This window comes from Corallococcus sp. BB11-1 (genome assembly GCF_026626625.1).
Classification (GTDB): Bacteria; Myxococcota; Myxococcia; order Myxococcales; family Myxococcaceae; genus Corallococcus; species Corallococcus soli.
The window spans coordinates 408,948-433,231 of sequence record NZ_JAPNJY010000007.1; the positions used below are offsets into that span (position 1 = coordinate 408,948).

Genomic DNA, 24,284 nt, shown 5'->3' on the forward strand with positions numbered 1-24,284 from the left:
CCCTCAAGCGCGGTCAGACACTGTGCGCGGAGAGCGTCTCTTGATCGCTTTCTTTCATTCTCCGGAAGCCAGGAACGAAAGGCCAATTGTCAAGCCGACTTCGCCCCGATTCGGAAATGTCGGATGTAGGGGCCCGGCCCAAGCCCTCAATAGGGGCCGTTGACGGGGAGTGGGAGCAGTCCCCGCGCTTCCTGGCTACGCTCACGTCCATGGGTGAGCGACCACGGACGTGTGCGGCCTGCCAGCGTGTCCTGGCGGCCCACGAGGTGTACTTCCGCTTCAGCCTCGTGCTTGAAGGGGAGCAGGACGTGCTCGACGCTCCGGATGAGGCGGACGGCGGGCACGGGGACGCGCTCGCCGAACTCGTCCAACGGCTGGAGGCGGGGCCCGAGGATGCAGACGAGCTGGAGGCCCAGGTGCACTGGGAGCGCTCCGGGGTCGCGTGCTCAGAATGTCGCGCCGTGGCGGTGCGGATGCTCACGCCCGCCTCGGAGAACGCCGGGCCGCACTGACGCCTACGGCTTCATCACCCCGACGCTCTTCAAGAACTCCACCATGTCACGCGCCTTGGAGTTGTCCTGGGCTTCCAACGCAAGCAATTGCTGGCCCAGCTTCGGCGTATAGGCATCCACGAGCGCGCGGCGCAGGGCTTCCTGGTCGAAGCCCCAGTTCTCCAGGGCCTTCGGCAGCAGCTTCGCGGCCCTCGGGTCCTTCAGCCGCACCAACGCCGCGGTGGCCGCCGCCTGGCTTTCAGGGCAGCGCTGCCCGATCTGATACGCGGTCTCCGCCGCCTGCTTCGTCCCCAGGTAGCCCAGCAGCGCGACCGGGTTCTCACCGACGCCGCCGCGGCAGAACACCAGCCGATCAATCGCCGCCCTGGCATCGGGATTGCCCTGGCGCACGGCCGCCTCCAGCTCATTGCGGCCCGCGGAGCCCCTGTCCTCGCGCCACGTCACCTTCACCGGCACGGTGTGGCCGGCGTTCACCAGCTCCGCCGCCGTGTGGTTGCGCCGGAACTCCGCGACGTGCGCCAGGTCGCGCGCCGCCCGTTGCCCCGCCTCCATTCTCAGGCTCCAGTCCTTGCGCAGATGTGTGGCCAGGGGCACCACCAGTGACTCCAGGTACGTTCCTCGCGCGACCAGCGCGTCATAGGCCGCCAACGCACACGCAGGGCTCAGGTGTACCTGCTCGCCGTTCGCGCGCCTCGCGGTCACCTGGAACGTGTTGTTGGAAGACGACCAGCCGTCAGCCGTGGCCATCCCCGTGGCCAGCTCATCCACCAGCTTGGGCTCCAACTCGGCGGGCTCCAGACACTGCAACGGGGCTCCCACTTCCTCGGCCAGCTCCTTCAGGTGATTCTGCTCGATGCGCATCTGGTCGAGTGTGGGAGCCGAGCGCCGCTCCGCCGTGCGGACGAAGCACGTCGCGAGCGCGCTCGCCCACAGCCGCAGCTCCGGATCCGACTCCTTCCTCATCGCCGCGAGGGCCTGGGGCTGGGCCTCGGGCACCTTGGCGGAGGCCATCAGGGCCAGGGCCCGGTCGAACGGATCCTCCGACGTCTGCGCCCGTCTGCGCAGGGACTCGTCCTTCATCAGCATGCGCCCCGCGAAGTCCGCGGCCAGGCCGGGAAGCCTGGGCCCGTTGGAGCGCATCACCGGCCTGGAACGATACAAGGCACCCTCGTTACAGGAGACGGTCGGGCCCATGGCGGACATCACCTGCTCCCGTCCGCCCACGCGGGCCAGCTTCGTCAGCACTTCGTAGGCGGCGACGCCTCCCTGGAGCAGCTTGGACTCCGCGTCCGCACGCACCGCCGGAGGGGATGCCTCCAGCGCGTAGGCGGCCTTCCACAACGCGTCCTCCGGAGCGGGCGTCGGCGTTCCGGCGAGTGCGAGTGCCGTGAAGAGGGCGGGCAGGGACGACATGGTTCACCTTGGGATTGGAGTCAGGGTGAACCAGTTTCGCCTGGATTGAGGAGTCCGCCTACCCCGGGGCGCCGGTGCCTGCCCCGACGCGCCCGGTTGGAACCCTGCGTCAGTTGATTCGCAGCGCGAACTTGCCCAGGTGGTGCTTGAGCACCTCCTCCTGGGCCTTCGCGGCCTCCTTCAGCGGGTAGAGGCGGCTGACCTCCAGATGGAAGGGCTCCTGTTCGACCAGCGCGTTGAGCCGGGGCAGGGTCTTCGGACCCGGGATGCCGTCGTACGCGAGGAGCTCGACGCCTTCGGGCGCGCGGGGGGCGGGCTCCACGCCGTTCGGGTACGCGATGCGCCCTCCCTTGCGCAGGTGCTGGAGGACCGCCTGGGCGGCGTCTCCATTCGCCAGCACCAACGCCGCATCCGGGCCGTCCGGCGCGAAGGCGCGGCAGGCCGCGGCCACGTCCCCCTTGCGGCCTTCGACGACCGCGTCCGCCCCGCAGCGGCGGGCCAGCTCCACGCCGTCGTCACCCGACGCGACCGCCAGCACCTTGGCGCCCATCCTCCGGGCGAGCTGCACCGCGATGTGTCCCACGCCACCACTGGCCCCGAAGATGACCAGCCGTTGCCCCTGCTTGAGCTGGAGCTTGTCCTCGAGTCCGATCAGCGCGGTGCAGCCGTCCGCCGCGAGCGCCGCCGCCTGCTCCACCTTCAGCCCCCGGGGAATGGGCGCGGCCTGGTGCTCCTTCACGGCGACGTACTGCGCGTAGAAGCTCCCCTTGGCGCTCATGAACGCCACGCCGTAGACACGGTCGCCTGGCTTGAAGCCACGCACGGCGCTGCCCACGGCGACCACCTCGCCCGCGCCGTCCGTGCCCTGCACGTAGGGAAAGCGCGGAGGGCCTTCGAGCAGCTCGACCATTTCGCCCTGCCGCTCCAGCGCATCCCAGGTGCCCACCCCCGCGGCTTCGGCGCGGATGATGATTTCGTCGTCGCCGCACTGGGGCACGGGCACGGTCTTGATGCCGAGGACCTCCGGTCCTCCGAAGCGGTCGAACGCCGCGGCCTGCATGGTTTCGGGAAGCGTCTGGGCCATGGGGTGATTCCCTTTCAAGGCGAAGCTGGTTCGCCGCGAAGGGTGCGCACTCACCGTACGGGAGGCACCAGCCGCCATCCAGGAACCGTGGGGCACGGCCGGCCGTACGCATGGCCTTCCAAGGGTGAAACCAGGCCTCCGTTCGGCTCCCCGCCTGCCCATCCGCGGGCAGGGGGAATGACAGACACGCTTCAGGCCAGCAGTTGCATGAGGTCCGCGCGCGTGAGCGCGGCGCCGCCTTCCGCGGCCCCCCCGAGCGCGGCTTCGAAGAGGGCCCGCTTCTTGTCCTGGAGCAGGAGGATCTTCTCCTCCACCGTGCCCTGGGACACCATCCGGTACACCATCACCGGCCGCTGCTGGCCAATGCGGTGCGCCCGGTCCGCGGCCTGGGCCTCCACGGACGGGTTCCACCAGGGGTCCACCAGGAACACGTGGTCCGCCGCCGTGAGGTTGAGCCCCGTGGCGCCCGCCTTCAGCGAGATGAGCATGACGGGGGCTCCGTTCTCCGACTGGAAGGACGTGGCCACCGCGCCCCGGTTCGCCGTGCCGCCGTCCAGGCGGATGAACCCGATGTCCGCTTCCCGCAACGCGGGCTCGATGAGGTCCAGCATTGACGTCCACTGCGAGAACACCAGCGCCTTGTGTCCGTCCGCCACCGCGGTGCCCAGGGCCTCCACCAGGGCCTGCACCTTCGAGGACGTCTTCGCCTGCTGCCCCGGCACCAGCGCGGGATGGCAGGCCGCCTGCCGGAGCCGGAGCAGGGCCTCCAGCGCCTTCATCACGCTGCCGCCTTCCTCCAACTGAGACACCACCTCCTCGCGCGTCGCCGCGTGGACCGCGTCGTAGACGGCGCGCTCCTGCTCGGTGAGGGTGACGTGGCGGACGGCTTCGGTGCGCGGCGGCAGTTCAGGCGCCACGTCGCGCTTGAGCCTGCGCAGCACGAAGGGCCGGATGCGCGCGCGAAGCTTTTCGGCGGCGCCCTTCTGGTTCTCCGACACCGGCCGGGACCAGCGCTCCTCGAACGCCTTGCGTCCGCCCAGCAGCCCCCGGTTGGTGAAGTGCATCAGGCTCCACAGCTCCTCGAGCCGGTTTTCAATGGGCGTGCCGCTGAGCGCCACGCGGAAGCCCGCGTCCAGCTCGTAGGCCGCGCGCGCGACCTGGCTGTCCGGGTTCTTGATGGCCTGGGCCTCGTCCAGCACCACCGTGTCCCACGTCTTCGCGCCGAGCACGGCCGCGTCCAGGCGCAGCAGCGCGTACGTGGTGAGCGTCACGTCCGCCGTCTCGTCCAGGGCCCGGTTCACGCCGTGGTAGACGGACACCTTCAGCGACGGGCGGAAGCGCTTCACCTCCGCCTCCCAGTTGGGCAGCACGCTCGTGGGCGCCACGACGAGCGTCCCCGGGCCCAGCGCGCAGATGGTCTGGAGCGTCTTGCCCAGGCCCATGTCGTCCGCGAGCACGCCGCCGAGCCCTGCCTGTCGCAGGAAGGTGAGCCAGCTCACGCCCTGCAACTGGTACGGGCGCAGCGTCGCGGTGAGGTCCTTGGGGAGGCGCGGCTCGGGCAGCTTCTCGAAGCCCTGGACCAGGGGCGCCAGTCGCTCCAGGCCGGGCGGGGCAGGGTGCTCCAGCGCGTCGCACAGGCCGGTGAGCTGGGGGATGGCGTGGTTGGCGATGCGGCCGTCTGGCTGGCGCGCGGCCAGCAGGTCCGTGACGCGCTGGCCATGCGCCTTCAGCCAGCCGGTGGGCAGCGGCGCCCAGCCTCCGCCCTCCAGCGGCACCAGCCCCAGGCCCTCTTCCCACGCGCGCATCACCGTGGCGGCGTCCACCGAGCGCGTCATGCCGGGCCCCAGGCCCTCGACCTGGAAGTCGAGCGCGAAGCCCACGTGCGGCACGCCCTCCCCGGTGGTGGTGGTGTCCAGCGTGAGCATGGGCCGCAGCTTCACGTCGGGGCTGACCACGCCCGCCGCGTCCCCCGTGAGGCCGCCGCGCCAGCGCCGCAGCTTGTCGGCCAGCTGCACCGCTTCCTTGCCGTGGACCGTCACGCGCCGGCCCGGCGCCATGTTCAGCTCGTCCCGGAGCTGGTGGATGAGCTTCGTCTCGGCGGGCTCGTCGCGCACGGGCGCGGCGCCCTGGAGGTACACCATGCGCCCGTTGTCGATGCGCGCCGTGGGCGGCGAGCCGTACACCAGCGTGGGCAGCACGGAGAGCCCCGCGTCCAGCTTGTCGAGCTCCAGCGAGATGCGCGGCTTGAGCGTCCGGTCGATGGGCGGCAGCCGGCGGCTCTTCACGTCCACCGGCATGCGCCGCGCGAGGTCCGGCAGCACCTTGCCCGTCAGGTCCGCGAGCTGATCCGGGGAGAAGACGCGCTCCTGGGGCAGGTTCTCCAGCCGCGCGCCGGTGAGGGCCTGCTCCCCGAGCCGGCAGAGCATGCCACCGCTGAGCGCGACGCCGGGGCTGACCAGCTCGGTGATGCGCGGATCCCTCTCCACCTTGAGGACGGTCTGCTCGCCCCGGTCCTCCACGGTGACGCGGGGCAGGAGGGGCTCGTTGGAGACGGACACCAGCGCGCCGTCGAAGAGGACGGTGCGCGCCTTCTCCAGGACGTGCAGCAGGGCGTCGAGCCGGCTCGACGGCAGCGCCCCCTTCGTGGGCTGCGCGAGCAGCTTGTCCACGAGCAGGTCGCAGGGCTCCACCTGGATGCGCGCGGCCTCCACGGGGTTGTTCAGCAGGGACGTCAGGCTGCGGGCCAGCAGGCGCGCGGTGTTGTCCGGACGCACCACCAGCCGCTCCAACTGGAGGCCTCCGCCGTCCACGCGCTTGAAGCGGTACACCATGCGCTCGGGCTTCGGCGCGGTGCCGGGACGCGCGGCGGGCGCGGCGCCGGGACGCACGGTGTTGGGCGCGGTGCCAGGGCGGGCCGGGGGCGGGACGCGGCGGCCTTCGGCCTGGTGGAGGAAGAAGGCGGCGGCGACGACGTGCTCGCAGGGGTCGTGCTTGCCGCGACAGTCGCACTCCCAGATTTCGTCCTCCGGGTAGAGCACGGACTTCACGGGCGCGGGACGACCGGGGACGCGCACGCGCACCACGGTCTCTTCCTCGCCGACGGAGAGCACCGAGACCGCGCCCGCGCGAGCGAGCGCCATTCCGGCGGACCAGGTATCCGGGCGGGTCTCTTCCCGGATGGCATCGAGCAGTTCCGCGAGCGCCGACATACGAGGACCCAGTGCCTAGCCCCCCGGGATGCGGCGCGCAACAGCACAACCCGGGTGGGGCAAGGCCATACCCGGAGTCTCCGTGGCCAGCGGACCTGTGACGCGGGCCGATACAGCCCTGGGCCGTTTGTGACTTCGCGCGCTACAGGGGCCAGGGGACGCGCTGGCTTCCTCGCGGGCAGGCGCCATGGCCGTCGCTGGCGCGGGAGGTGCAATACTTCCAGGACCTGATGCGCGTGCCCTGGCCCATCGTCGGCATTTCCACGGGAGCGCTGCTCGTCGGCGCCGCGTGGGCCACGGTGGTCCGCCGCCCCGAGCCCCTCCACCTGGGCCCGCTGCCCGCCGTCGTGCTTCCGTCCGTGGAGCAGTCCGGTGGCGCCACCACCGTGGCGGATCCGGGCCGCAACGCGTTCGGGCGCTCGCCCATGAACATGCCGCGCACGCGCTGGCCGGACTTCCACGCCGGCAAGGGCGTCTTCGACCGCGACTGGAGCGAGCCCCGCGCCGGCAAGCCCGTCTCCGTGGGGCCGCTCTTCAGCGCCGCCTCCTGCATGACCTGCCACGTGAAGGACGGTCGCGGTCAGCCTCCGGCCACCCCTTCCGAGGCGCCCGTCTCGCTGGCCTTCCTGCTGAGCTCACCCGACGGCACCGGGCCGCACCCGCTGTACGGCGCCCAGCTGGATGCGCACGCCGTGGACGGCCACGTCCCGGAGGGCCGCGTCCGCGTCGACTTCGAGGAGACGCGCGGCACGTTCGCCACCGGCGAGACGTACTCCCTGGTGCGTCCGCGCTACCAGTTCCAGGCCCTGGTGCATGGCCCCCTGGGCGAGGGCACCCGGGTCTCCGCCCGCGTGTCTCCCGTCAACTTCGGCCTGGGCCTGCTGGAGGCCCTGCCCGAAGCAGCGCTCCTCGCCCGGGCCGACCCGGACGACCTGGACCAGGACGGCATCTCCGGCCGCGCCAACCAGGTGCTGGACGTGGAGACCGGCACCCCGCGCCTGGGCCGCTTCGGGTGGAAGGCGAACCAGCCCACGCTGCTCCAGCAGGTGACGCACGCGCTCGTCGCCGACATGGGGATCACCTCCTCCCTGTTCCCCCAGGAGCAGGGGCGCGCCGTCCCCGGTGAACCGGAGCTGTCCGCGGACGACCTGGACCTGTTGATGTTCTACATGCGCCTGCTGGCCGTGCCGAAGCGGCGCGACTGGACCGCGCCGGAGGTGCAGCGCGGCCACGCGGTGTTCCGCGCCATCGGGTGCGCGGCCTGCCACGTCGACACGCCGCAGGAGACGGGCGTCGTGGAGGGCTTCGACGAGCTGTCCCACCAGGTCATCTACCCCTACACGGACCTGCTGCTGCATGACCTGGGCGAGGACCTGGCCGACGGGCGCCCGGACGGGCTCGCCACCGGCAGCGAGTGGCGCACCCCTCCGCTGTGGGGCATCGGGCTGGTGGAGACCGTGAACAAGCACACGCGGTTCCTCCACGACGGCCGGGCGCGCAACCTGGAGGAGGCCATCCTCTGGCATGGCGGCGAAGCGGCCGCCTCCCAGGCGCGCTACGTGCGGCTGCCCCGGGAGGACCGGGCCGCGCTGCTCGCCTTCCTGAAGTCGCTCTGACGCCAGCGGGAGGGCAGCCCCCGGCCCCCTGTCCGACGGGCGGGCAGGGCGCCCGTCGACTGGAAGGGCCTTCCGGCGCCCCCGGGGTACGGAACGGTGGACGGCCCGGGTCCTTGGGCTACCCTGCGTTCCCCGTTCATGCAGCCCCACGCTCCCATTCCCGATGATGCCCCCGACGTCCCGCTCGCGGTCGACCTGGACGGGACGCTGGTGCGCACGGACACGCTGCACGAGAACCTGCTCGTGCTCTTCAAGCACGCCCCGTGGCTGCTGCTGCTGGCGCCCTTGTGGGTGCTCCGGGGCAAGGCCTTCTTCAAGGCCGAGGTCGCCCGCCGCGCCCGGCTGGACGTCACGGCGCTGCCCTACAACGAAGAGGTGCTGGCCTTCCTGCGCGAGGAGCACGCCCGGGGCCGGCGGCTCATCCTGGCCACGGCGGCGGACCGGCGCATCGCGGACGCGGTGGCGGCCCACCTGGGCCTGTTCAGCGACGTGCTCGCCAGCGAAGCCGGGGTGAACCTGTCCGGCACGCGCAAGCTCGCGCGGCTCCGCGAGGCCCTGGGCACGTTCGACTACGCGGGCAATGACGCCGTGGACCTGCCGCTGTGGCGCGAGTCCCGGCAGGTGGTGGTGGTGCATGCCACGGCTGGGGTGCTGCTCCAGGCCCGGGGCATGGGCCGGCCCGTGCACCGCGTCTTCGAGGCGAAGCCCGCGGGCTTGCGCGTCTGGGTCCGGGCCCTGCGGGTGCACCAGTGGGCGAAGAACGCGCTCGTCTTCGTGCCGCTGCTCGCGGCGCACAAGGCGACCCAGGCCGGCATGGGGCCCCGCGCGGTGCTGGCCTTCGTGGCCTTCAGCCTCTGTGCTTCCAGCGTGTACGTGCTCAACGACCTGCTGGACCTGGCGTCGGACCGGCGGCACCCCACCAAGTCGAAGCGTCCCTTCGCGTCCGGCGACCTGCCGGTGCGGGCGGGCGTCGTGCTGGCGCCCGTGCTGCTGGGGCTCGCCGCGGTGGTGGCCCTGGGGACGCTGCCCCTGTCGTTCGCCGCGCTCCTGGGCGTGTACTGGGTGCTGACGCTGGCGTACTCGCTGCGGCTCAAGCAGGTGGTGATGCTGGACGTGCTGGTGCTGGCGGGCCTGTACACGGTGCGCATCTTCGGCGGCGCGCTGGCGGTGGGCGTGCCCACGTCGAGCTGGCTGTTGATGTTCAGCACCTTCCTCTTCCTGTCCCTGGCGCTGCTCAAGCGCCTGAGCGAGGTGCGGCGGCTGCGTCAGTCCAACGAGGTGTCCGCCCACGGGCGCGGCTACCTGGCGCAGGACTACGAGCTGGTCGCGAGCCTGGGGACGGCGGCGGGGCAGGTGTCCGTGCTGGTGCTGGCCCTCTACATCACCAGCAAGGAGGTGACGGCGCTGTATGTCCACCCCGAGCGGCTGTGGCTGCTCTGCCCGGTGATGCTGTACTGGGTGGGCCGCATCTGGGTGCTGGCCCACCGGGGCCTCGTGAACGAGGATCCGCTCGTCTTCGCGCTGCGCGACCGCGTCAGCTACGTCGTGGGCCTCGTCGCGGCGCTGGTGCTGTGGGTGGCGACGTGACAGGAGCCTCGCGATGAGCCCACCGGATTCCTGGGGGCGCTTTCCCCGCGTCGAACAGCAGGCGCGCCCGCTCGTGTGGCGCTCGGACGCGCTGCCTTCCGGCGAGCGCAGCCTCCTGCCGCACGGCCTGGGCCGCAGCTATGGCGATTCGTGTCTCAACGCCGGGGGCACGCTGCTGCTCACCTCCGGGTTGGATCGCCTCATCGACTTCGACCCCACCACGGGCGTGGTGCGCTGCGAGGCCGGCGTGTCGTTGGACACGCTCCTGCGGCTGTGCGTGCCCCGGGGCTGGTTCCTGCCGGTGACGCCGGGCACGAAGTTCGTGACGGTGGGCGGCGCCATCGCCAACGACGTGCACGGCAAGAACCACCACCGCTCCGGGACGTTCGGCCGGCACGTGCGGCGCTTGGAGTTGCTGCGCTCGGATGGCAGCCGGCGCATGTGTTCGCCCGAGGAGAACCCCGACTGGTTCGGGGCGACGGTGGGCGGCCTGGGGCTCACGGGGCTCGTCACCTGGGCGGAGGTGCAGCTGGTCCCCATCCGCAACCCCTTCGTGGTCCAGGAGACGGTGCCCTTCGAGAACCTGGACGGCTTCTTCCGCGTGTCGCGCGAATCCGAGGCCGACCATGAGTTCACCGTGGCGTGGGTGGACTGCCTGGCGCGCGGCCGCAAGCTGGGGCGCGGCCTGTTCTACCGGGGCAACTTCGCGCCGTCGCAGTTCGAGCGCCTGCCCCTGGTGAAGAGCCACCTGTCGCATGGCAGCGGGCTCGCGGTGCCCATGGACCTGCCGGCCTTCTGCCTCAACCGGCTGTCGGTGGCCGCCTTCAACCTGCTGTACTACCACCGCCAGCGCGGGCGCCCGTCGCGGCACCTGGTGCACTACGATCCGTTCTTCTACCCGCTCGACGCCGTGCATGGGTGGAACCGCATCTACGGCAGCCGGGGCTTCCTCCAGTTCCAGTGCGTGGTGCCCCACGCCACCGCGCGCGATGCGGTGAAGGAGGTCCTGGAGCGCAGCGCTCGGGGAGGGCTGCCCAGCTTCCTGTCCGTGCTGAAGACGTTCGGCGACCTGCCGTCGCCCGGGTGGATGTCCTTCCCGCGTCCCGGCATCACGCTGGCCATGGACTTCGCCAACCGGGGTGAGAAGACGTGGCGCCTGGTGGAGGACCTGGACCGGGTGACGCGCGAGGCGGGGGGCGCGGTGTACCCGGCCAAGGACGCGCGCATGAGCCCGGAGAGCTTCGCGGCGTACTTCCCCCAGCGGGAGCGGTTCGCTTCGTACCTGGACCCGGCCTTCTCCTCCTCCTTCTGGCGCCGGGTGAACCCGGTGTCGCTGCCCCTGCCTTCGCTGGAGGGGCGCGGCGACGGCGCCGTCCCTCCGGCGTCACTGCTCGCCCTTCGCTGACAGGCCCCTGCTCCCATGAAGAAAGTCATCGTCCTCGGCGCCACGAGCGCCATTGCCCAGGCCACGGTGCGGCTGCTCGCCGCGCGCGGGGCGTCGCTGTACCTGGTGGGCCGCAACGCGGAGAACCTGGAGGCGGTGGCCCGGGACGCGTCCACGCGCGGCGCGCCGAAGGTGGAGTTCCGGGCGCTGGACCTGAACGACTGCGAAGCGCACGCCAGCCTCGTGGAGCGGGCGTGGCAGGCGCTGGGGGGCCTGGACGGGGTGGTGCTGGCGCACGGCGTGCTGGGGGACCAGGATGAGAGCCAGCGCTCGTGGGCGGCGGCGGAGCTGGTGCTGCGCACGAACTTCCTCTCCGCCGCGTCGCTGCTGACGGAGCTGGCCAACCGCTTCGAGGCGCAGAAGGCCGGCACGCTGGTGGTGATCTCGTCCGTGGCCGGGGATCGCGGCCGGCAGAGCAACTACGTGTACGGCGCGTCCAAGGGCGCGCTGAGCGTGTTCCTCCAGGGCCTGCGCAACCGGCTGGCGAAGTCCGGCGTGGCGGTGGTGACGGTGAAGCCCGGCTTCGTGGACACACCGATGACGGCGCACGTGCCGAAGAACAAGCTCTTCGCGTCGCCGGAGCAGGTGGCGCGCGGCCTGCTGAAGGCCGCGGACGCACGCAAGAACGAGGTCTACGTGCCTGGCTTCTGGGCGCTCATCATGCTCATCATCCGCAGCATCCCGGAGCCGGTGTTCAAGCGGATGAAGCTGTAGCGCTTCAGCCGGCGGCCCGCTCGGGAGGCATGTCGCCCCCAGGGGAGGGGAGACCGGATGGGGGGCCGGCGCATCCGCCGGACGCTGCCAGAGCCACGGAACGGGCGCTGGGGAGGGGTGGGTTGGCGGAGGGCGGACAGCCCTCCCAGATTCAGGGCAGTGAGGACCTCTTCCATGGCCATTGCCACGCCATCCTTGTCACTCCCGCTGCCTGCCGGCACCCGGGCCCCTTCATTCCAGCTCGCCGTCACGCCCGAGCAATCGCTCACACTGGAGTCGTGCGCGGGGTCGCCCGTGGTGCTCGTCTTCTACCCGGCGGACTTCAGCCCGGTGTGCGGCGACGAGCTGGCCCTCTTCAACGAGGTGCTCCCCGAGCTCCAGCGGCATGGCGCGCGGGTGTTCGGCGTGTCGGTGGACAGCGTGTGGTGTCACCTGGCGTTCGCGCGGGAGCGCGGGCTGCGCTTCCCGCTGCTCGCGGACTTCCATCCCAAGGGAGAGATGTCCCGGCGCTACCACGCGTGGCGCGAAGGGGAGGGCGTCTCCGAACGGGCGCTGTACGTGCTGGACGGCGACGGGGTGATTGTCTGGGGACACGTGTCGCCCCCGGACGTGAACCCCGGCGTGGATGGCGTGCTGGACGCGCTGGAGAAGCTGTCGGCGCGGGCGGCGTCGCGGGAGGCGCGCTCATGAGCCGGCTGCGCAGGGCCGTGGGAGCGGACGACCACGTGCAGGGGCCGCGCGACGCGCCCGTCATCCTGGTGGAGTACGGCGACTACCAGTGCCCCTACTGCGGGCAGGCGTACGGGGAGGTGAAGCGGTTGCAGCAGACGCTGGGCGACCGCCTGGGGCTGGTGTTCCGCAACTTCCCGCTGACGCAGGCCCACCCCCTGGCGCTCCAGGCCGCCGAGGCCGCCGAGGCCGCGGGCGCGCAGGGGCGCTTCTGGGAGATGCACGACCTGCTCTTCGAGAATCAGGACGCGTTGGAGCGGCCGGTGCTGCTGTCCCACGCGGAGGGGCTGGAACTGGACGTGGACCGCTTCCGCGAGGACCTGGAGTCGCACCGGTTCGAGGAGCGCATCCGGCGCGACTTCATGGACGGCGTGCGCAGCGGCGTGAACGGGACGCCGACCTTCTTCGCCAACGGACACCGGCACGACGGCTCCTTCCGCGCCGGAGACCTGCTGGAGGCGTTGACGGGAGGCCTGGGCGCCTCCCGCTGACGGAGGGCTTCAGCCGACCTTCGCCAGCTGCGGCGGCACGGCCACGGCGGGGGCAGGGAAGGGGACGCCGTAGTTGGCCAGCTGGAGGATCTCCACCACGGCCTCACCGACGCTCGCCTGCACGTCGTTGAATTCGGTGGGCTTGCAGAAGATGCACACGCCCAGCACGGGGCCCTGGAGCGTGAACTCCGCCACCTCCACCTGGGGCGCGGGCTTCGCCTGGACGCCGGGCACGCTGGCCATGCGGTCCGTCAGCGCCTGCATGAGCATCCGCGCATCCACGCCGTGCACCAGCGGCACCTTGACCGTCATCTTGCGGTGCGCGTGGTGGCTGTAGTTGATGATGTTGTCGCTGAACATCTGGTTGTTGCCCACGGCGATGCGCACGTTGTCGGACGTGTCGAGCGTGGTCACGAACAGGCCAATCTCCTGCACGATGCCGACGACGCCGCCGGCGGAGATCTCCTCGCCCACGCGGAAGGGGCGCAGCACGAGCAGGAAGACGCCCGCCGCGAAGTTGGCGAGCAGCCCGGACCAGGCCGCGCCGATGGCGATACCCGCCGCGGCGATCAGCGCGGCGAAGGACGTGGTCTCCACGCCCATCAGTCCCAGGATGCCGACCATCAGCACCACGGTGAGCACGCCGGAGAAGAGCGAGCCGATGTAGCGGATGAGCGTGGCGTCCAGCTGCCTCCGCTGCAGGCCCATGTCCAACACCCTGCGGAAGCCACCAATGACCGTGCGGCCGACGAACCAGACGAGCAGCGCTCCAATGACCTTGAACAGCAGCGGCAGCGCTTCCGTCAGGGCCAAGGACTTCAACTGCGCGACAATGGCATCCATCCCGTGAACTCCCTCGACCCGGACCGGGTCGCTCATGTGTCGCCTTTTGCACGGAAGAGGCCAGGGCACGCAAGGGGCCCCCGGGACGGGAGGGATGTTCAACGGGAGGGCATTCCTGACCTCTGGACGTGTCAGCCAGGACCTGACGCGCCGGCCGCTCTCACTGACGTGTCATGCGCCCGGTCCTTGCGTGTGGCCCGGCGCTGAGCGAGACGTGGGCCCATGCGCCTGTTCTCGCTCCCGTTCCTGATGTTGCTGAGCGCCTGCACCGCCTCCCGCGTCGCGGTGCCCCCTCCCACGGGCGAGGAGGTGACGGTCTTCGTCCACGGCTACCGGGGCTCGTTCCTCACCTCGACGGACGCGGAGCGCGAGCGGGCCTGGGTGTCGGTGGGCGACGTGCTGTCGCGCGGGGAGCGCTCCCTGGCGCTGCCGTTCCCGGGCCAGCGGCCCGCGCCCCGGTTCGGCCCGCTCGAAGCGGATGGGCCGGTGACGCGCTTCACGGTGCTGCCGTGGGTGGGGCAGTACGAAGTCTACAAGGGGTTCCTGGAGTTCGGGCGCGAGCGCCTGCCGGGCTTCGTCGTGTTCGACTACGACTGGCGCCAGGACAACCGGGAGACGGCGAAGCGGCTGTGCGCGCTGTTGGATCAGCTGGCCGAGTCGCGCGGGGGCAAGGTGAAGGTGAACCTGGTGGCGCACAGCATGGGGGGGCTCGTCACCCTCCAGTGCCTGCGCTACGGGCTGGGCGACGACACGGGCGAGCCCACCTGGGCGGGCGCGCGGCATGTGAAGCGGGTGGTGTTCCTGGGCACGCCCTTCCGTGGGGCGCCGGGCATGTTCGACGACTTCACGCTGGGCACCCCGGTGGGCCGCAACCACGCGCTCCTGTCACCCGACGCGCTGTTCACCTTCGCGTCCGCGTTCCAGCTGCTCCCCGCCGAAAGCGACTTCTTCGTGGACGCGAGCGGTCAGCCGGTGGACTTCGACGCGTATTCGCCGGAGGCCTGGAGCCAGGGCGGGTGGGGCGTGTTCCAGGACGTGGGCCTGCGCACGGAGCCCGCGTACCGGGCGCAGTTGGAGCGCATGCTGGTGGCGAGGGCCGGCCTGGCCCGGTCGCTCGCGGACCGGGAGGGGCCCCCCCCGCCGTTCCGCACGCTGGCGGTGGTGGGCGTGGGGCAGACGTTGATCAAGTCCTTCCGGGTCATCGACGGGAAGCCCACGTTCGAGGACCCCATCGTCGCGACCGGCGACGGCTCCGTGCTCGTGACGCGCGCGATGCCCCCGTCGCCGCTCCACGTGGACCGGCTGGAGACGCAGGCGGACCACGTGGGGATGATGGGCGACGAAGAGGTGCAGGAGGCCGTCGCGCGGTTCATCGCCGGAGACTGATGCTCGGGGACGGGACGTCAGTCCCCGGCGACGGCGAGCTGCCAGTCGCCGTCCACCGTGATGCCCACGCGCAGGCCCAGGTAGCTCTTGTCCTTGCGCATCGCCTGGAGCTGGTCGTCGGGGTAGAGGCCCTTGAGCGCGCGGTAGTCCGCGGCGGTGGCGCCCTCGCGGAACGCGGTGGGCCAGTAGATGAGGTTGCCCTCCTGGTAGAAGGGCAGGTTGAGGACCTGGACCAGCCGCGACAGCACGGGCTGGGGGGACTCCGCCCACTCCTCCTGGATGCGCCAGGTGGTGGCCATGTCCTGGTCGGGGTCGTAGGAGAAGCGCACGGCCTTGCCCTTTTCGTCCCCCAGCTTCTGGAGCGCCGCGTAGTCGCAGGCCACCGCGGCCGCGATGATGCGCTCGCGCATGGACGCCACCGCCGGGGGCAGGGGCTTCGCGGTGGGCTTCGGCACCGGGCTCAGGTCGCGGGCGGAGCACGTCGCGGCCGTCGTCGTCCCGGCATCGGTGGTGGCGCCCGCGTCGACCAGCGCTCCGGCATCCGGTTCCGCCGGGGCGGGAGGCGGCGTGGGCCGCGAGGGGGTGGTGGGCGCGGACGGTTCGGCGGGCGCACGGGGGGCCTCCGTGCAGGCCAGGCAGGTGGCCAGGAGGCAGGCGGACAGCAGGGGAGCGCGGTTCATGGCCCGGGTTTAGTTCATCGCCACCCAAAGGCGGGGCCGCGGGAGGCCCCATCTGTGAAGGAGTGCGCAGCGCCCCCCGCCCCACGACAGTCCCCCGGCGCCCCCGGATTGCGTGCTTGCGTCGTTCTGGGACTTCGGTTACTCCTCCCACACCGGAAGTCAGTCCTGCGCGATTAGCTCAGCTGGATAGAGCGTTGGCCTCCGGAGCCAAAGGCCGCAGGTTCGAATCCTGCATCGCGCGCAGTCCCAAGTAGTTGACGGGACAGTGGAAAGTGACGCTCGGGAGGCGGTCAGCCGACCCCTCCCGAGCGGTCCATCCACCCGGTTTCCACCTGATTCCTACGCCAGCACCCGCGCGAACCCGCACAGGCGCCCGGCTCGCCCTGGGACCGGGTCGACGTCTCGCGGGCTGAGTGTCGTGCTCTATGCGACGCTCCTCGTCGGAACAGTCGATGGCCGCTCCGTGGTGCTCGACCCTGGAGACTGTCATGGGCCGCCCTATCGGATCGCGCGTGGGTCACCTCCTCGGATCACTGTTTCGACCAGCCCGCGTGCTCGGGAGCGTCAAGGGTCGGCTCCGCCGAAACCTGAACGGTTCTGCGCCCTTGACCCTCCCTCCGCGCGCGGGCGAAGGGCAACCGACCGCAAGCGGCCAGTCCTGAGCGATCAGGAGTCGCGATCCGTTTGGCCGACCCGGATGCGGTCCATGACCCCGGCCCCTGACACTCTGCGAGGAGAAGCCCAACGAGGCCTGCACGAGCCATCTGCGCGCGAAATAGGATGCGCGCATGCTCAAGGTCTACGGCTTCTCCCGAGTGAACAAGATGGCCCGCGGTAAGACCCGTGATTTGCGCGTGCTGTGGGCGCTGGAGGAGATGGGTCTTCCGTACGAGGTCGTGGGGATGGACCATCCGCGGCACGACCTCGATACGCCCGCGTATCGCGCGCTCAATCCCTTCGGACAGATTCCGGTGCTCGACGACGACGGCGTGGTCGTCACCGAGTCGGGCGCGATTCTGCTCTACCTTGCCCGCAAGAGCGGCAAGCTGATGCCGCGCGACCTTGCCGGCGAAGCGCAGGTACTGCGCTGGTGCGTCGCGGCCCTGAACACGATCGAAGTCCCCATCCTGACCGCGTGGTTCGTCGACCTGAACGGCGGCAAGGGCACCAAGGGGAGTGATGCGCTTCACCAGTGGGGGGACATGCGCCTGAAGCAGCTCGACGGCTGGCTCGCTGGCAGAGAGTTCGTCGCGACCGACGAGTTCACCGTCGCGGACCTCTTGATGACACATGTGCTGGGCGCCGGCACCGACGAGAGTGTCGTCAAGGACTACCCAAACGTGCTCGCCTTCCAGAAGCGCTGCATCGCGCGTCCGGCTTGGAAGAAGGCGTTCGACGCCTACTGCGACCGCGTCGAGGCGGCCTGAGCGCGGGATGGCCTTGCCGCCGCGCGGAGGGCAGTAGCACGTCGGCGTGCTGCCCGCCAAAGATGACGATGGGCAGGCCCCCGCGCTTCCCGTCGGCGGAGGAGCGCAGGCTCCACCAGATGCCCACCGCGTCCACGGCGATGACCTGGGCGTCGGCCGTCAGCAGCCAAAGGCCGCAGGTTCGAATCCTGCCTCGCGCGCAGAAACAAGGGCCTGGAATCGTCGGGGAAGCCCACGGGTTCCGGGCCTTTTCCGTCAGGCGCCCGTCACCTGCCGGATGAAGGCGATCATCCGGGCGCAGGTGGTGTCCAGGTTCATCCGCTCCTCGGCCATCCGGCGGGACTCGCGGCCCATGGCCTCCAGCGTGTCCGGCCGGGCCACCAGCGCGTCCAGGGCATTCGCGAGGGCCGCGTAGTCGCCCACCGGCACGATGCGCCCGTCCACGCCATCGCGCACCAGCTCGCCCACCCCGCCCGAGGCCGTGGTCACCACCGCGAGGCCCGCGGACTTCGCCTCGGCGATGGCCCAGGAGGACATGTCCGCCAGCGTCGGCAGCACGAAGAGGTCCGCGGCCTGCGCGAGCGCGATGAGCTCCGGTGAGTTGGGCGGGACGCCCACGTGGACGCGGACGCCGGGCGGCGCTTTGAAGGGGAGGGAGGTCACCACGTCGAGCTGCCAGCCCCGCTGGCGCGTCTCCCAGGCCCAGCGCAGCAGGAGGTCACCTCCCTTGCGGCCCAGGTCCCCACCCACGAAGAGCAGGCGCACCACGCCGTCGCGCGGGCGCCGTGCCGGATTGGGGCGCCACAGGGTGGTGTCGACGCTGGGCCACACGACGTGGACCTGCGCGGAGGGCACGCCGTACTCCTCCACCAGCGAGCGCCGCGTGAACTCCGAAAAGGACAACATGCCCTTCGCGAGTCCATACGTGCGGCGGTGAAGCAGGTGCTTCGCCCGGCCCGACCAGCCGGCGTGCTCGGAGCGCATCCCGTAGTACTGGAGGTAGGCCTCCAGGCCGCTGGGCGTGGCGTCCGTCGAAATCACGCTCGGCACGCGGCGCATGAAGTCGTGCGCCAGGTGCGCCATCCGCTGCGTGTGCACGACCAGCGCATGGAGGGGCTCCCGCGCGAGCGCCCGCCGCAGCGCGAACCGCGTCCTCAGCCCGCCGCGCACGGACAGCCGGGAGCGCGACAGCGGGAGCTGCTCCCAGACGTCATCCGCGTGCTCGTCGATGGGCAGCCACACCGGCGTGATGTCATCGCGCCGCGCCATGGCCCGCTGGAGGTTCTCGAGGAAGACCGAATTGCCGAGCGTCGTTTCAATGGCGAACGCGATGCGTGGGGCCGACGCGGACATCTGCTTCACACTCCTGGCCGGTGCAGGACGGTCCTCTCGTGGATGCCGCTCGCGGGAGGCGCGCACCGGGTGCCCTCGGCTCTAGCGGGGCGCCGTGCCTCGCCGCCAGCAGGGCGGCCCCCGCCACGTCCGGATTCCCACGCGCGCCCGCGCTCCTGGCGCCTGGTGCACGGAGCGCCCCGTCAGGGGGACGGGGTTGACGGTAGACGGACAGGACTTAAGGGGCCCGCGGCTCCAGCACCACGCTCACGCCCTGGAGCGCCGGCCGCCGCGGCCCGGACTCACGCCTCTGGCTGCGCGGGGGGCGGTGGCAGGTGGAAGCGCACCTGGCGCACCCGGCGCGGCGACGCCTCCATCACCTCCAGCACGGTGCCATCCGGCATGGACAGCTTCGCGCCCGGCTCCGGAATGGCGCCTCCGGCCAGCGCGATGCACAGGCCCGCGACGGTGGAGTAGTCCTCGCTCTCCTCCAGCTCCAGGCCCAGCGCGCGGTTCACCTCGCGCAGGCTCGCCTCGCCCTGCACCACGGCCTGGCTGGGGCCCTCGCGGCGCACGCGCTCCTCGGGCATCTCCGACTCGCTGAGGATCTCCCCGACGAGCTCCTCCACCAGGTCCTCCACCGTCACCAGCCCCACGACGCCGCCGTGCTCGTCCACCACCACCGCCAGCTGCATCCTCCGGCGCTGCATCTCCTTCATCGCCGCGATGGCGCGCATGGACTCCACCAGGAACAGGGGTGGGCGCAGCACGTCCTCCAGCACGATGAGGTGCGCCTCCCAGGCGACGCCCAGCAGGTCCTTGGCCACGATGTAGCCGACCACGTTGTCCAGCGTGCCCTCGTACACCGGCATCCGCGAGTGCCCGTGCTCCAGCAGCACCTGGCGGATCTCCTCCGAGTTCGCGTGGCGCCGCAGCGCGACCACGTGCTCGCGCGTCACCATCACCTCGCCCAGCGTCAGGTCGCCCAGCTCGAAGGCCCGTGAAGCAATCTCCCCCGCGCGCGGATCCAACGTGCCCTGCTTCGACGCCTCCTCCACCAGCTGCTGCAGCTCGTCCGGCGACAGCCGGGACTCGGTGAAGTTCGTCTTGTCCCCGAAGAGCTTCAGCACCACGTTGGAGCTGGCCGTGAGGAACCACACCAGCGGCCGCATCAGCCACGCGAGCGCCTTGAGCGGCCGGCCCAGCGTCAGCGCGTACTGTTCGGAGAAGCGCAGCGCCAAGGACTTGGGCACCAGCTCCCCCAGCACCAGCGTCAGGAAGGACACCAGCGCCACCACCAGCGCCAGGGACACCTGGTGGGCCGTCACCTCCGGCACCCCCATGTCCGCCAGCACCACGCCCAGCCGCTGCGCGATGCTCGCGCCGCCGAAGGCCGCCGCCGTGGCGCCAATCACCGTGATGCCAATCTGCACCGTGGCCAGCAGCCGCTCCGGATCATCCCGCAGCGCGGCCACCGCCTTCGCGGACTTGCTGCCCTGCTCCAGCAGCTCCCGCAGCCGCGTCTTGCGCACCGACAGGAGCCCCAGCTCGGCGCCCGCGAAGACGCCGTTGGCGAGCACCAGCAGCAAGATGATGATGAGCTCCGTGACGATGGCGGACCTCCTGGCTTTGTCCGCCCGCGGCAGGCGGCGGATGACGCCCCCTGTCCTACACCCCCAACGATTGAAGGAGCAGCGACAATTGGTCGCGGCTCGCACCCTTGGGCAGGTAGTAGTGCGGCCCCGACATGAGTGCGCTGCCTACATCCTGGGCCGCCGCCGAGGTCAGGAAGACGATGCGCGGGTTGGTTGACACCCGTGGCAGCTTCTCCACGACCTCCAGGCCGCTCATGCCCGGCATGTTCAGATCCAACAGCATGACCCCGAAGCGCTCGCCCCGTCTGAGCGAGTCCAGCGCCTCCTGGCCATCCGCCGCCTCGGTGGTCTCATAGCCGAGGTCCTCCAGGCTCACCCGGAGGAACTCCCGCCAGTCCGCGTCGTCGTCCACGACCAGGACCTTCCGAACTCCGTCATCCACCGCGAGTCGCCCCAAGCATCCTCCTGACCTGAGGACAACCTTCCAGGGCCCCACTGGCATTCGCGACACGCGTGCCCTGATTCTCTCCGGAGCAGGCGGCCGGCCAGGCCCTAGAACAGCGCCATGCCCAGCTGGCCCACCAGGTACTGGAGCGCGGGCCTCACGTTGTGGACCGCCGTGCGCGGCTTCGCCGGCTCCGCCGCCTGGCACCACGTCGGCTCGTCCACCAGACGGCCGGCCATGTGGCTGAAGACGCGGAAGCGCCCCAGGTCCGTGCTGCTGCCCGAATTGAAGACGCGCAGCGGTCGCTCCGCGGGGGCACCCAGGGCCAGCTCATGCGGGACGTGCCGGTGGCCGTGCAGCACCAGGTCGCACTTGCCGCCCACGCGCTCCAACAGCGTCTTGCCCAGGGCGAGTTCGGACGCGTGGGGCAGGCCCACCTTCGTCGCGATCCACTCCGGGAAGCTCTCCAGCGGCAGCGGCAGGACGTGGTGGTGCAGCAGCACCGCGACCAGCGTCTGGGGTGGCGCGGCGGACAGGGCCACCTCCACCTGGGTCACGACATCCTCCGTCAGCTCCCCGTGGCTGGAGAAATAGTTCCGGTTGTGGTCACCGGTGGAATCCACGCAGACCATGAAGAGGCCCGCCTTCTCCACGATGTGGACCTTGCGACCCTCCATGAACCGGCTGCCCACGTCCTCTCCCGGACGGTCGTGGTTGCCGGGGATGAAGGTGAGGCGCCCGGTGTCCATCCACGGGGCGAAGTGTTCGCGGAAGCGCTGGAACTCGGCGTTGGCGCCGCGGTGCGTGAGGTCGCCCGTCACCACCACGTGATCAACGTCCTGGGTCGCCAGGGCCTTCACCAGGGAGGCCGCTGACGCATCGCTCTCGCGGCTCATGTCCAGGTGGAGATCCGAGAGATGGGCCAGCTTCAAGGAGGGCATGTTGAAGGAAATAGGCATCGCGTGGAGTCGCGGCGAGGGTCGGTGCACGAACGATCGCGAAAAGTTGAACCCCGGGCTTTCAACCCACCCCGTTGCTGGTGATCCACGCCTCGGACGTCCGCGTCCGGACGCGCACCGGCACCAACCGCGTGCCTGACACCACGCGCAAGCGGGTGCCGCGCCAGTCCACCGTGCGCCTGAACGCGCCGTGCCACCACGCGGCGAACAGGAGCGCGTCCTTCACCAGCACCGCGGGCGCCGCGCGCAACCCCACCGGCTGCGGCCGCAGCGCGCGGAACACCGCCACGTCCACCCAGACCTTGCCCAGCACCACCGCCAGCGCTCCCAGGCCCGTCAGCACCGACGGCTGGAAGAGCGCGCCCCCCAGCGCCAGGGGCACCGGGTTGAGCAGCGCCTGCGCCAGGTACGTCGTGGGCGATACCGCTGTGCGGTGGATGACGCTCCAGCGCAGGTAGCGCTGGAAGAAGGCGTCCACGCTCTTGCGCAGCGACACGTTGAAGACGGGGGCGCGCGCCAGCCACACGCGCTTGCCCAGCTTGCGCGTCACCCACTGGCCGATGACGTAGTCCTCCGCCAGCACGTCCTTCACGGAGAAGAAGCCGCCCAGCGACTCCACGTCCTCGCGCCTGAGCGCCATGGACTTGCCCACCACGATGTCCCGGTCCGCCAGGTGCTTCGCGGCGATCATCCCCGCCGCCGCGCTGGAGGACAGGTGCAGGTTGTCCAGGAGCGAACCGAACGTCTCCTCGCCCAGCCCCGCCACCGGGTGCGTCACGCAGCCCACCGTCGGGTCCTCGAACGCGGCGGCGATCTCCTCCAGGTAGCCTTCGCCCACGCGGGTGTTGCTGTCGCTCACCACCCAGAGGTCGTACCGGGCCTCCGACGACAGCGTCACCAGCTGGTTCACCTTCGGGTTGAGGCCGGGCTCGCCCTCCTGGAGCACCACCCGCATGACGTGGGGCCACTTCGCCTGGGCCGCCTTGGCCACCGCGAAGGCCGGGTCGCGCGCGTCCTTCACGCCCAGGAGGACCTCGTAGCGCGGGTAGGAGAGTCGGGCGAACTGCTCCAGGTTCGCCTCCAGGTCGTCGTCCACGCCGCACAGCGGCTTGAGGATGGACAGGCCCGGAGCGTGGGTGGGGACCGCCGGAGGCTCGCGGCGGTGGCGGCGCACGAGCAGCGCCTGGAGGACCAGGGCCAGGAGGCCGACGACGGACGCGGCCAGGAGGAGGCTGGAGGCGATGAGCATGTCCGGCACCCTACGGGGCCCACAAGGCGGGCCCGGGGCGCCGGGACGGCGGGACGGCCAACTTGGCGTGACACCGCCGTGAAGCGCGCGGAGGGGGGCTACTCGGGCAGCTCGCGGCTCTTCGGGTGGCGCACGTCCTTGCCGCGCACCATGTAGATGACCATCTCCGCCACGTTGAGCGCATGGTCGCCCACGCGCTCCAGGTGCTTCGCGATGAACATCAGCGCCGTGGCGCGGCGGATGTTGCGCGAGTCCTCCATCATGTACGCCAGCAGCTCGTTGAAGATCTTCAGGAAGAGGGCATCCAGCAGGTCATCCCCCTTGAGGACCTCCTCCGCCTTGGCCGCGTCGCCGGACACGAACGCGTCCAGCGCCTTCTTCACCTGCTGCTGCGCCAGGTCCGCCAGCTTCGGCGTGTCCACGTAGGGCGCCAGCGGGGGCACCTGGTTCAGGTCCATGGCGCGCTCGGCGATGTTCACCGCCAGGTCGCCGATGCGCTCCAGGTCGGTGACGATCTTCAGCGCGGTGGTGATGAGGCGCAGGTCGCTGGCGGCCGGCTGGCGCAGGGCGAGGATGCGCCGGCACAGGTCGTCGATGTCCACCTCCAGCCGGTTCACCTCGCGGTCGGCGCCCACCACCTTCTCCGCCAGGGCCGAGTCCCGGTCGGTGAGCGCGCGCACGCTCTGCGCGACGAGGGCCTCCACCTTGGCCCCCATGGCGAGCAGCTTCTCGCGCAGGTTGCGCAGGTCCTGCTCGAATGCCTTGTCGGTGTGCGTGGCCGCCATGTCGTTGTCTTTCCGTCCCGCGCGGGGGTTCAGCCGAACTTCCCGGTGACGTAGTCCTCGGTGCGCTTCTCGCGCGGGTTGGTGAAGATCTGCTCCGTGGGGCCGCACTCCACCAATTCGCCCATGTAGAAGAAGGCGGTCTGGTCACTCACGCGCGCGGCCTGCTGCATGTTGTGGGTGACGATGGCGATGGTGTACGTGGCCTTGAGCTCGTGGATGAGCTCTTCAATCTTCGCCGTGGCGATGGGGTCCAGGGCGGACGCGGGCTCGTCCATCAGGAGCACCTCCGGCTCCACCGCCAGCGCGCGCGCGATGCACAGCCGCTGCTGCTGGCCGCCGGACAGGCCCAGGGCGCTCTCGTCCAGCCGGTCCTTCACCTCGTCCCACAGCGCGGCGCCGCGCAGGGACTTCTCCACGCGCGCGGCGAGCTTCGCCTTGTCCTTGAGCCCGCCCACGCGCAGGCCGTAGGCGACGTTCTCGAAGATGGACTTGGGGAAGGGGTTGGACTTCTGGAAGACCATGCCCACGCGCCGACGCAGGTCCACCACGTCCAGGGCGCGGTCGTGGATGCTGCGGCCGTCCAGGAACACGCTGCCCTCGTGGCGGGCGCCCGCGATGAGGTCGTTCATCCGGTTGAGCGAGCGCAGGAAGGTGGACTTGCCGCAGCCGGACGGACCGATGAGCGCGGTGACCTTGTGCTCGGGGATGCCCAGGCTCACCTGCTGGATGGCCACCTTGCTGCCGTAGCGCAGGGTGAGCTCCCGGGACTCCATCTTGTTGCGCG

At 70.9% G+C, this 24,284-nt stretch carries 21 protein-coding genes and 1 tRNA gene; 10 read left to right on the forward strand and 12 right to left on the reverse strand.

The annotated features are described in order from the left end of the window. The first annotated feature begins 209 nt into the window (after positions 1–209). Positions 210–512 carry a hypothetical protein gene (locus OV207_RS08335; RefSeq protein ID WP_267554030.1) on the forward strand — a complete coding sequence of 101 codons (303 nt, stop codon included), beginning with the start codon at positions 210–212 and terminating at the stop codon, positions 510–512. 3 nt (positions 513–515) lie between these two features. Here the strand turns inward: OV207_RS08335 and OV207_RS08340 are convergent, their stop codons facing one another. From OV207_RS08340 to OV207_RS08350, 3 genes are all read right to left on the reverse strand, one after another. After that, positions 516–1,925 carry a hypothetical protein gene (locus OV207_RS08340; RefSeq protein ID WP_267554032.1) on the reverse strand — a complete coding sequence of 470 codons (1,410 nt, stop codon included), beginning with the start codon at positions 1,923–1,925 and terminating at the stop codon, positions 516–518. Between the two features lie 109 nt (positions 1,926–2,034). After that, positions 2,035–3,009 (reverse strand): NADP-dependent oxidoreductase, encoded by a 975-nt coding sequence (locus tag OV207_RS08345; RefSeq protein ID WP_267554034.1) that lies wholly within the window; start codon positions 3,007–3,009, stop codon positions 2,035–2,037. Positions 3,010–3,200: 191 nt separating this feature from the next. Next, positions 3,201–6,218, reverse strand: a complete 3,018-nt coding sequence (locus tag OV207_RS08350) for a DEAD/DEAH box helicase (RefSeq protein ID WP_267554036.1) — start codon at positions 6,216–6,218, stop codon at positions 3,201–3,203. Between the two features lie 230 nt (positions 6,219–6,448). Here OV207_RS08350 and OV207_RS08355 point away from each other — a divergent pair, with 230 nt between their 5' ends. From OV207_RS08355 to OV207_RS08380, 6 genes are all read left to right on the forward strand, one after another. Next, on the forward strand, positions 6,449–7,834 hold the full coding sequence (locus OV207_RS08355) for a di-heme oxidoredictase family protein (protein ID WP_420715194.1): 1,386 nt from the start codon (positions 6,449–6,451) through the stop codon (positions 7,832–7,834). 138 nt (positions 7,835–7,972) lie between these two features. Continuing rightward, positions 7,973–9,421, forward strand: coding sequence for a UbiA family prenyltransferase (locus OV207_RS08360; RefSeq protein WP_267554038.1), 1,449 nt, complete (start codon positions 7,973–7,975; stop codon positions 9,419–9,421). Positions 9,422–9,434: 13 nt separating this feature from the next. Beyond that, positions 9,435–10,826 carry an FAD-binding oxidoreductase gene (locus tag OV207_RS08365; RefSeq protein WP_267554040.1) on the forward strand — a complete coding sequence of 464 codons (1,392 nt, stop codon included), beginning with the start codon at positions 9,435–9,437 and terminating at the stop codon, positions 10,824–10,826. Between the two features lie 15 nt (positions 10,827–10,841). After that, a complete protein-coding gene (locus tag OV207_RS08370) occupies positions 10,842–11,579 on the forward strand; it encodes an SDR family oxidoreductase (protein WP_267554042.1) in 738 nt (245 codons plus the stop codon). A gap of 174 nt (positions 11,580–11,753) precedes the next feature. After that, positions 11,754–12,269, forward strand: a complete 516-nt coding sequence (locus OV207_RS08375) for a redoxin domain-containing protein (protein ID WP_267554044.1) — start codon at positions 11,754–11,756, stop codon at positions 12,267–12,269. Further along, positions 12,266–12,799 (forward strand): DsbA family protein, encoded by a 534-nt coding sequence (locus tag OV207_RS08380; protein WP_267554046.1) that lies wholly within the window; start codon positions 12,266–12,268, stop codon positions 12,797–12,799. The genes OV207_RS08375 and OV207_RS08380 overlap by 4 nt, the downstream gene beginning before the upstream one ends. A gap of 9 nt (positions 12,800–12,808) precedes the next feature. Here OV207_RS08380 and OV207_RS08385 read toward each other — a convergent pair whose 3' ends face one another. Next, positions 12,809–13,642 (reverse strand): mechanosensitive ion channel family protein, encoded by an 834-nt coding sequence (locus tag OV207_RS08385; RefSeq protein WP_267554048.1) that lies wholly within the window; start codon positions 13,640–13,642, stop codon positions 12,809–12,811. A gap of 222 nt (positions 13,643–13,864) precedes the next feature. On the opposite strand from OV207_RS08385, the gene OV207_RS08390 reads away from it, so the two are divergent. Next, complete coding sequence (locus OV207_RS08390) at positions 13,865–15,028, forward strand: esterase/lipase family protein (RefSeq protein ID WP_267554050.1); 1,164 nt, start codon at positions 13,865–13,867, stop codon at positions 15,026–15,028. Positions 15,029–15,045: 17 nt separating this feature from the next. On the opposite strand, the gene OV207_RS08395 is transcribed toward OV207_RS08390, so the two are convergent. Further along, positions 15,046–15,708: a hypothetical protein gene (locus OV207_RS08395; RefSeq protein WP_267554052.1), complete on the reverse strand. Its 663-nt coding sequence runs from the start codon at positions 15,706–15,708 to the stop codon at positions 15,046–15,048. Between the two features lie 167 nt (positions 15,709–15,875). Here OV207_RS08395 and OV207_RS08400 point away from each other — a divergent pair. Together OV207_RS08400 and OV207_RS08405 are read left to right on the forward strand one after the other, a co-directional pair. Further along, positions 15,876–15,949: transfer RNA gene (locus tag OV207_RS08400), tRNA-Arg, on the forward strand. A 547-nt stretch (positions 15,950–16,496) separates the two neighbouring features. Then, on the forward strand, positions 16,497–17,135 hold the full coding sequence (locus OV207_RS08405) for a glutathione S-transferase family protein (RefSeq protein WP_267554054.1): 639 nt from the start codon (positions 16,497–16,499) through the stop codon (positions 17,133–17,135). 255 nt (positions 17,136–17,390) lie between these two features. Here OV207_RS08405 and OV207_RS08410 read toward each other — a convergent pair whose 3' ends face one another. The 7 genes from OV207_RS08410 to pstB form a co-directional block, all read right to left on the reverse strand. Further along, on the reverse strand, positions 17,391–18,488 hold the full coding sequence (locus tag OV207_RS08410) for a glycosyltransferase family 4 protein (RefSeq protein WP_267554057.1): 1,098 nt from the start codon (positions 18,486–18,488) through the stop codon (positions 17,391–17,393). 281 nt (positions 18,489–18,769) lie between these two features. Further along, on the reverse strand, positions 18,770–20,053 hold the full coding sequence (locus OV207_RS08415; RefSeq protein ID WP_267554409.1) for a hemolysin family protein: 1,284 nt from the start codon (positions 20,051–20,053) through the stop codon (positions 18,770–18,772). Positions 20,054–20,135: 82 nt separating this feature from the next. Then, positions 20,136–20,519, reverse strand: coding sequence for a response regulator (locus OV207_RS08420; RefSeq protein WP_227028118.1), 384 nt, complete (start codon positions 20,517–20,519; stop codon positions 20,136–20,138). Between the two features lie 95 nt (positions 20,520–20,614). After that, positions 20,615–21,448 carry a metallophosphoesterase family protein gene (locus tag OV207_RS08425; RefSeq protein ID WP_267554058.1) on the reverse strand — a complete coding sequence of 278 codons (834 nt, stop codon included), beginning with the start codon at positions 21,446–21,448 and terminating at the stop codon, positions 20,615–20,617. A gap of 79 nt (positions 21,449–21,527) precedes the next feature. After that, the gene (locus tag OV207_RS08430) at positions 21,528–22,715 is read right to left on the reverse strand and encodes a ceramide glucosyltransferase (protein ID WP_193430550.1); all 1,188 of its coding nucleotides are present in this window, start codon (positions 22,713–22,715) and stop codon (positions 21,528–21,530) included. Positions 22,716–22,813: 98 nt separating this feature from the next. Further along, the gene (gene phoU, locus OV207_RS08435; RefSeq protein ID WP_120535119.1) at positions 22,814–23,500 is read right to left on the reverse strand and encodes a phosphate signaling complex protein PhoU; all 687 of its coding nucleotides are present in this window, start codon (positions 23,498–23,500) and stop codon (positions 22,814–22,816) included. 29 nt (positions 23,501–23,529) lie between these two features. After that, positions 23,530–24,273, reverse strand: a complete 744-nt coding sequence (pstB, locus tag OV207_RS08440) for a phosphate ABC transporter ATP-binding protein PstB (RefSeq protein WP_267554410.1) — start codon at positions 24,271–24,273, stop codon at positions 23,530–23,532. Between the last annotated feature and the right edge of the window lie 11 nt (positions 24,274–24,284).

Coding starts and splice junctions, on each gene's coding strand:
- OV207_RS08335 (WP_267554030.1), top strand. CDS start 210: ATGGGTGAGCGACCACGGACGTGTGCGGCCTGCCAGCGTGTCCTGGCG.
- OV207_RS08340 (WP_267554032.1), bottom strand. CDS start 1,925: ATGTCGTCCCTGCCCGCCCTCTTCACGGCACTCGCACTCGCCGGAACG.
- OV207_RS08345 (WP_267554034.1), bottom strand. CDS start 3,009: ATGGCCCAGACGCTTCCCGAAACCATGCAGGCCGCGGCGTTCGACCGC.
- OV207_RS08350 (WP_267554036.1), bottom strand. CDS start 6,218: ATGTCGGCGCTCGCGGAACTGCTCGATGCCATCCGGGAAGAGACCCGC.
- OV207_RS08355 (WP_420715194.1), top strand. CDS start 6,449: ATGCGCGTGCCCTGGCCCATCGTCGGCATTTCCACGGGAGCGCTGCTC.
- OV207_RS08360 (WP_267554038.1), top strand. CDS start 7,973: ATGCAGCCCCACGCTCCCATTCCCGATGATGCCCCCGACGTCCCGCTC.
- OV207_RS08365 (WP_267554040.1), top strand. CDS start 9,435: ATGAGCCCACCGGATTCCTGGGGGCGCTTTCCCCGCGTCGAACAGCAG.
- OV207_RS08370 (WP_267554042.1), top strand. CDS start 10,842: ATGAAGAAAGTCATCGTCCTCGGCGCCACGAGCGCCATTGCCCAGGCC.
- OV207_RS08375 (WP_267554044.1), top strand. CDS start 11,754: ATGGCCATTGCCACGCCATCCTTGTCACTCCCGCTGCCTGCCGGCACC.
- OV207_RS08380 (WP_267554046.1), top strand. CDS start 12,266: ATGAGCCGGCTGCGCAGGGCCGTGGGAGCGGACGACCACGTGCAGGGG.
- OV207_RS08385 (WP_267554048.1), bottom strand. CDS start 13,642: ATGGATGCCATTGTCGCGCAGTTGAAGTCCTTGGCCCTGACGGAAGCG.
- OV207_RS08390 (WP_267554050.1), top strand. CDS start 13,865: ATGCGCCTGTTCTCGCTCCCGTTCCTGATGTTGCTGAGCGCCTGCACC.
- OV207_RS08395 (WP_267554052.1), bottom strand. CDS start 15,708: ATGAACCGCGCTCCCCTGCTGTCCGCCTGCCTCCTGGCCACCTGCCTG.
- OV207_RS08405 (WP_267554054.1), top strand. CDS start 16,497: ATGCTCAAGGTCTACGGCTTCTCCCGAGTGAACAAGATGGCCCGCGGT.
- OV207_RS08410 (WP_267554057.1), bottom strand. CDS start 18,488: ATGTCCGCGTCGGCCCCACGCATCGCGTTCGCCATTGAAACGACGCTC.
- OV207_RS08425 (WP_267554058.1), bottom strand. CDS start 21,448: ATGCCCTCCTTGAAGCTGGCCCATCTCTCGGATCTCCACCTGGACATG.
- OV207_RS08430 (WP_193430550.1), bottom strand. CDS start 22,715: ATGCTCATCGCCTCCAGCCTCCTCCTGGCCGCGTCCGTCGTCGGCCTC.
- phoU (WP_120535119.1), bottom strand. CDS start 23,500: ATGGCGGCCACGCACACCGACAAGGCATTCGAGCAGGACCTGCGCAAC.
- pstB (WP_267554410.1), bottom strand. CDS start 24,273: ATGGAGTCCCGGGAGCTCACCCTGCGCTACGGCAGCAAGGTGGCCATC.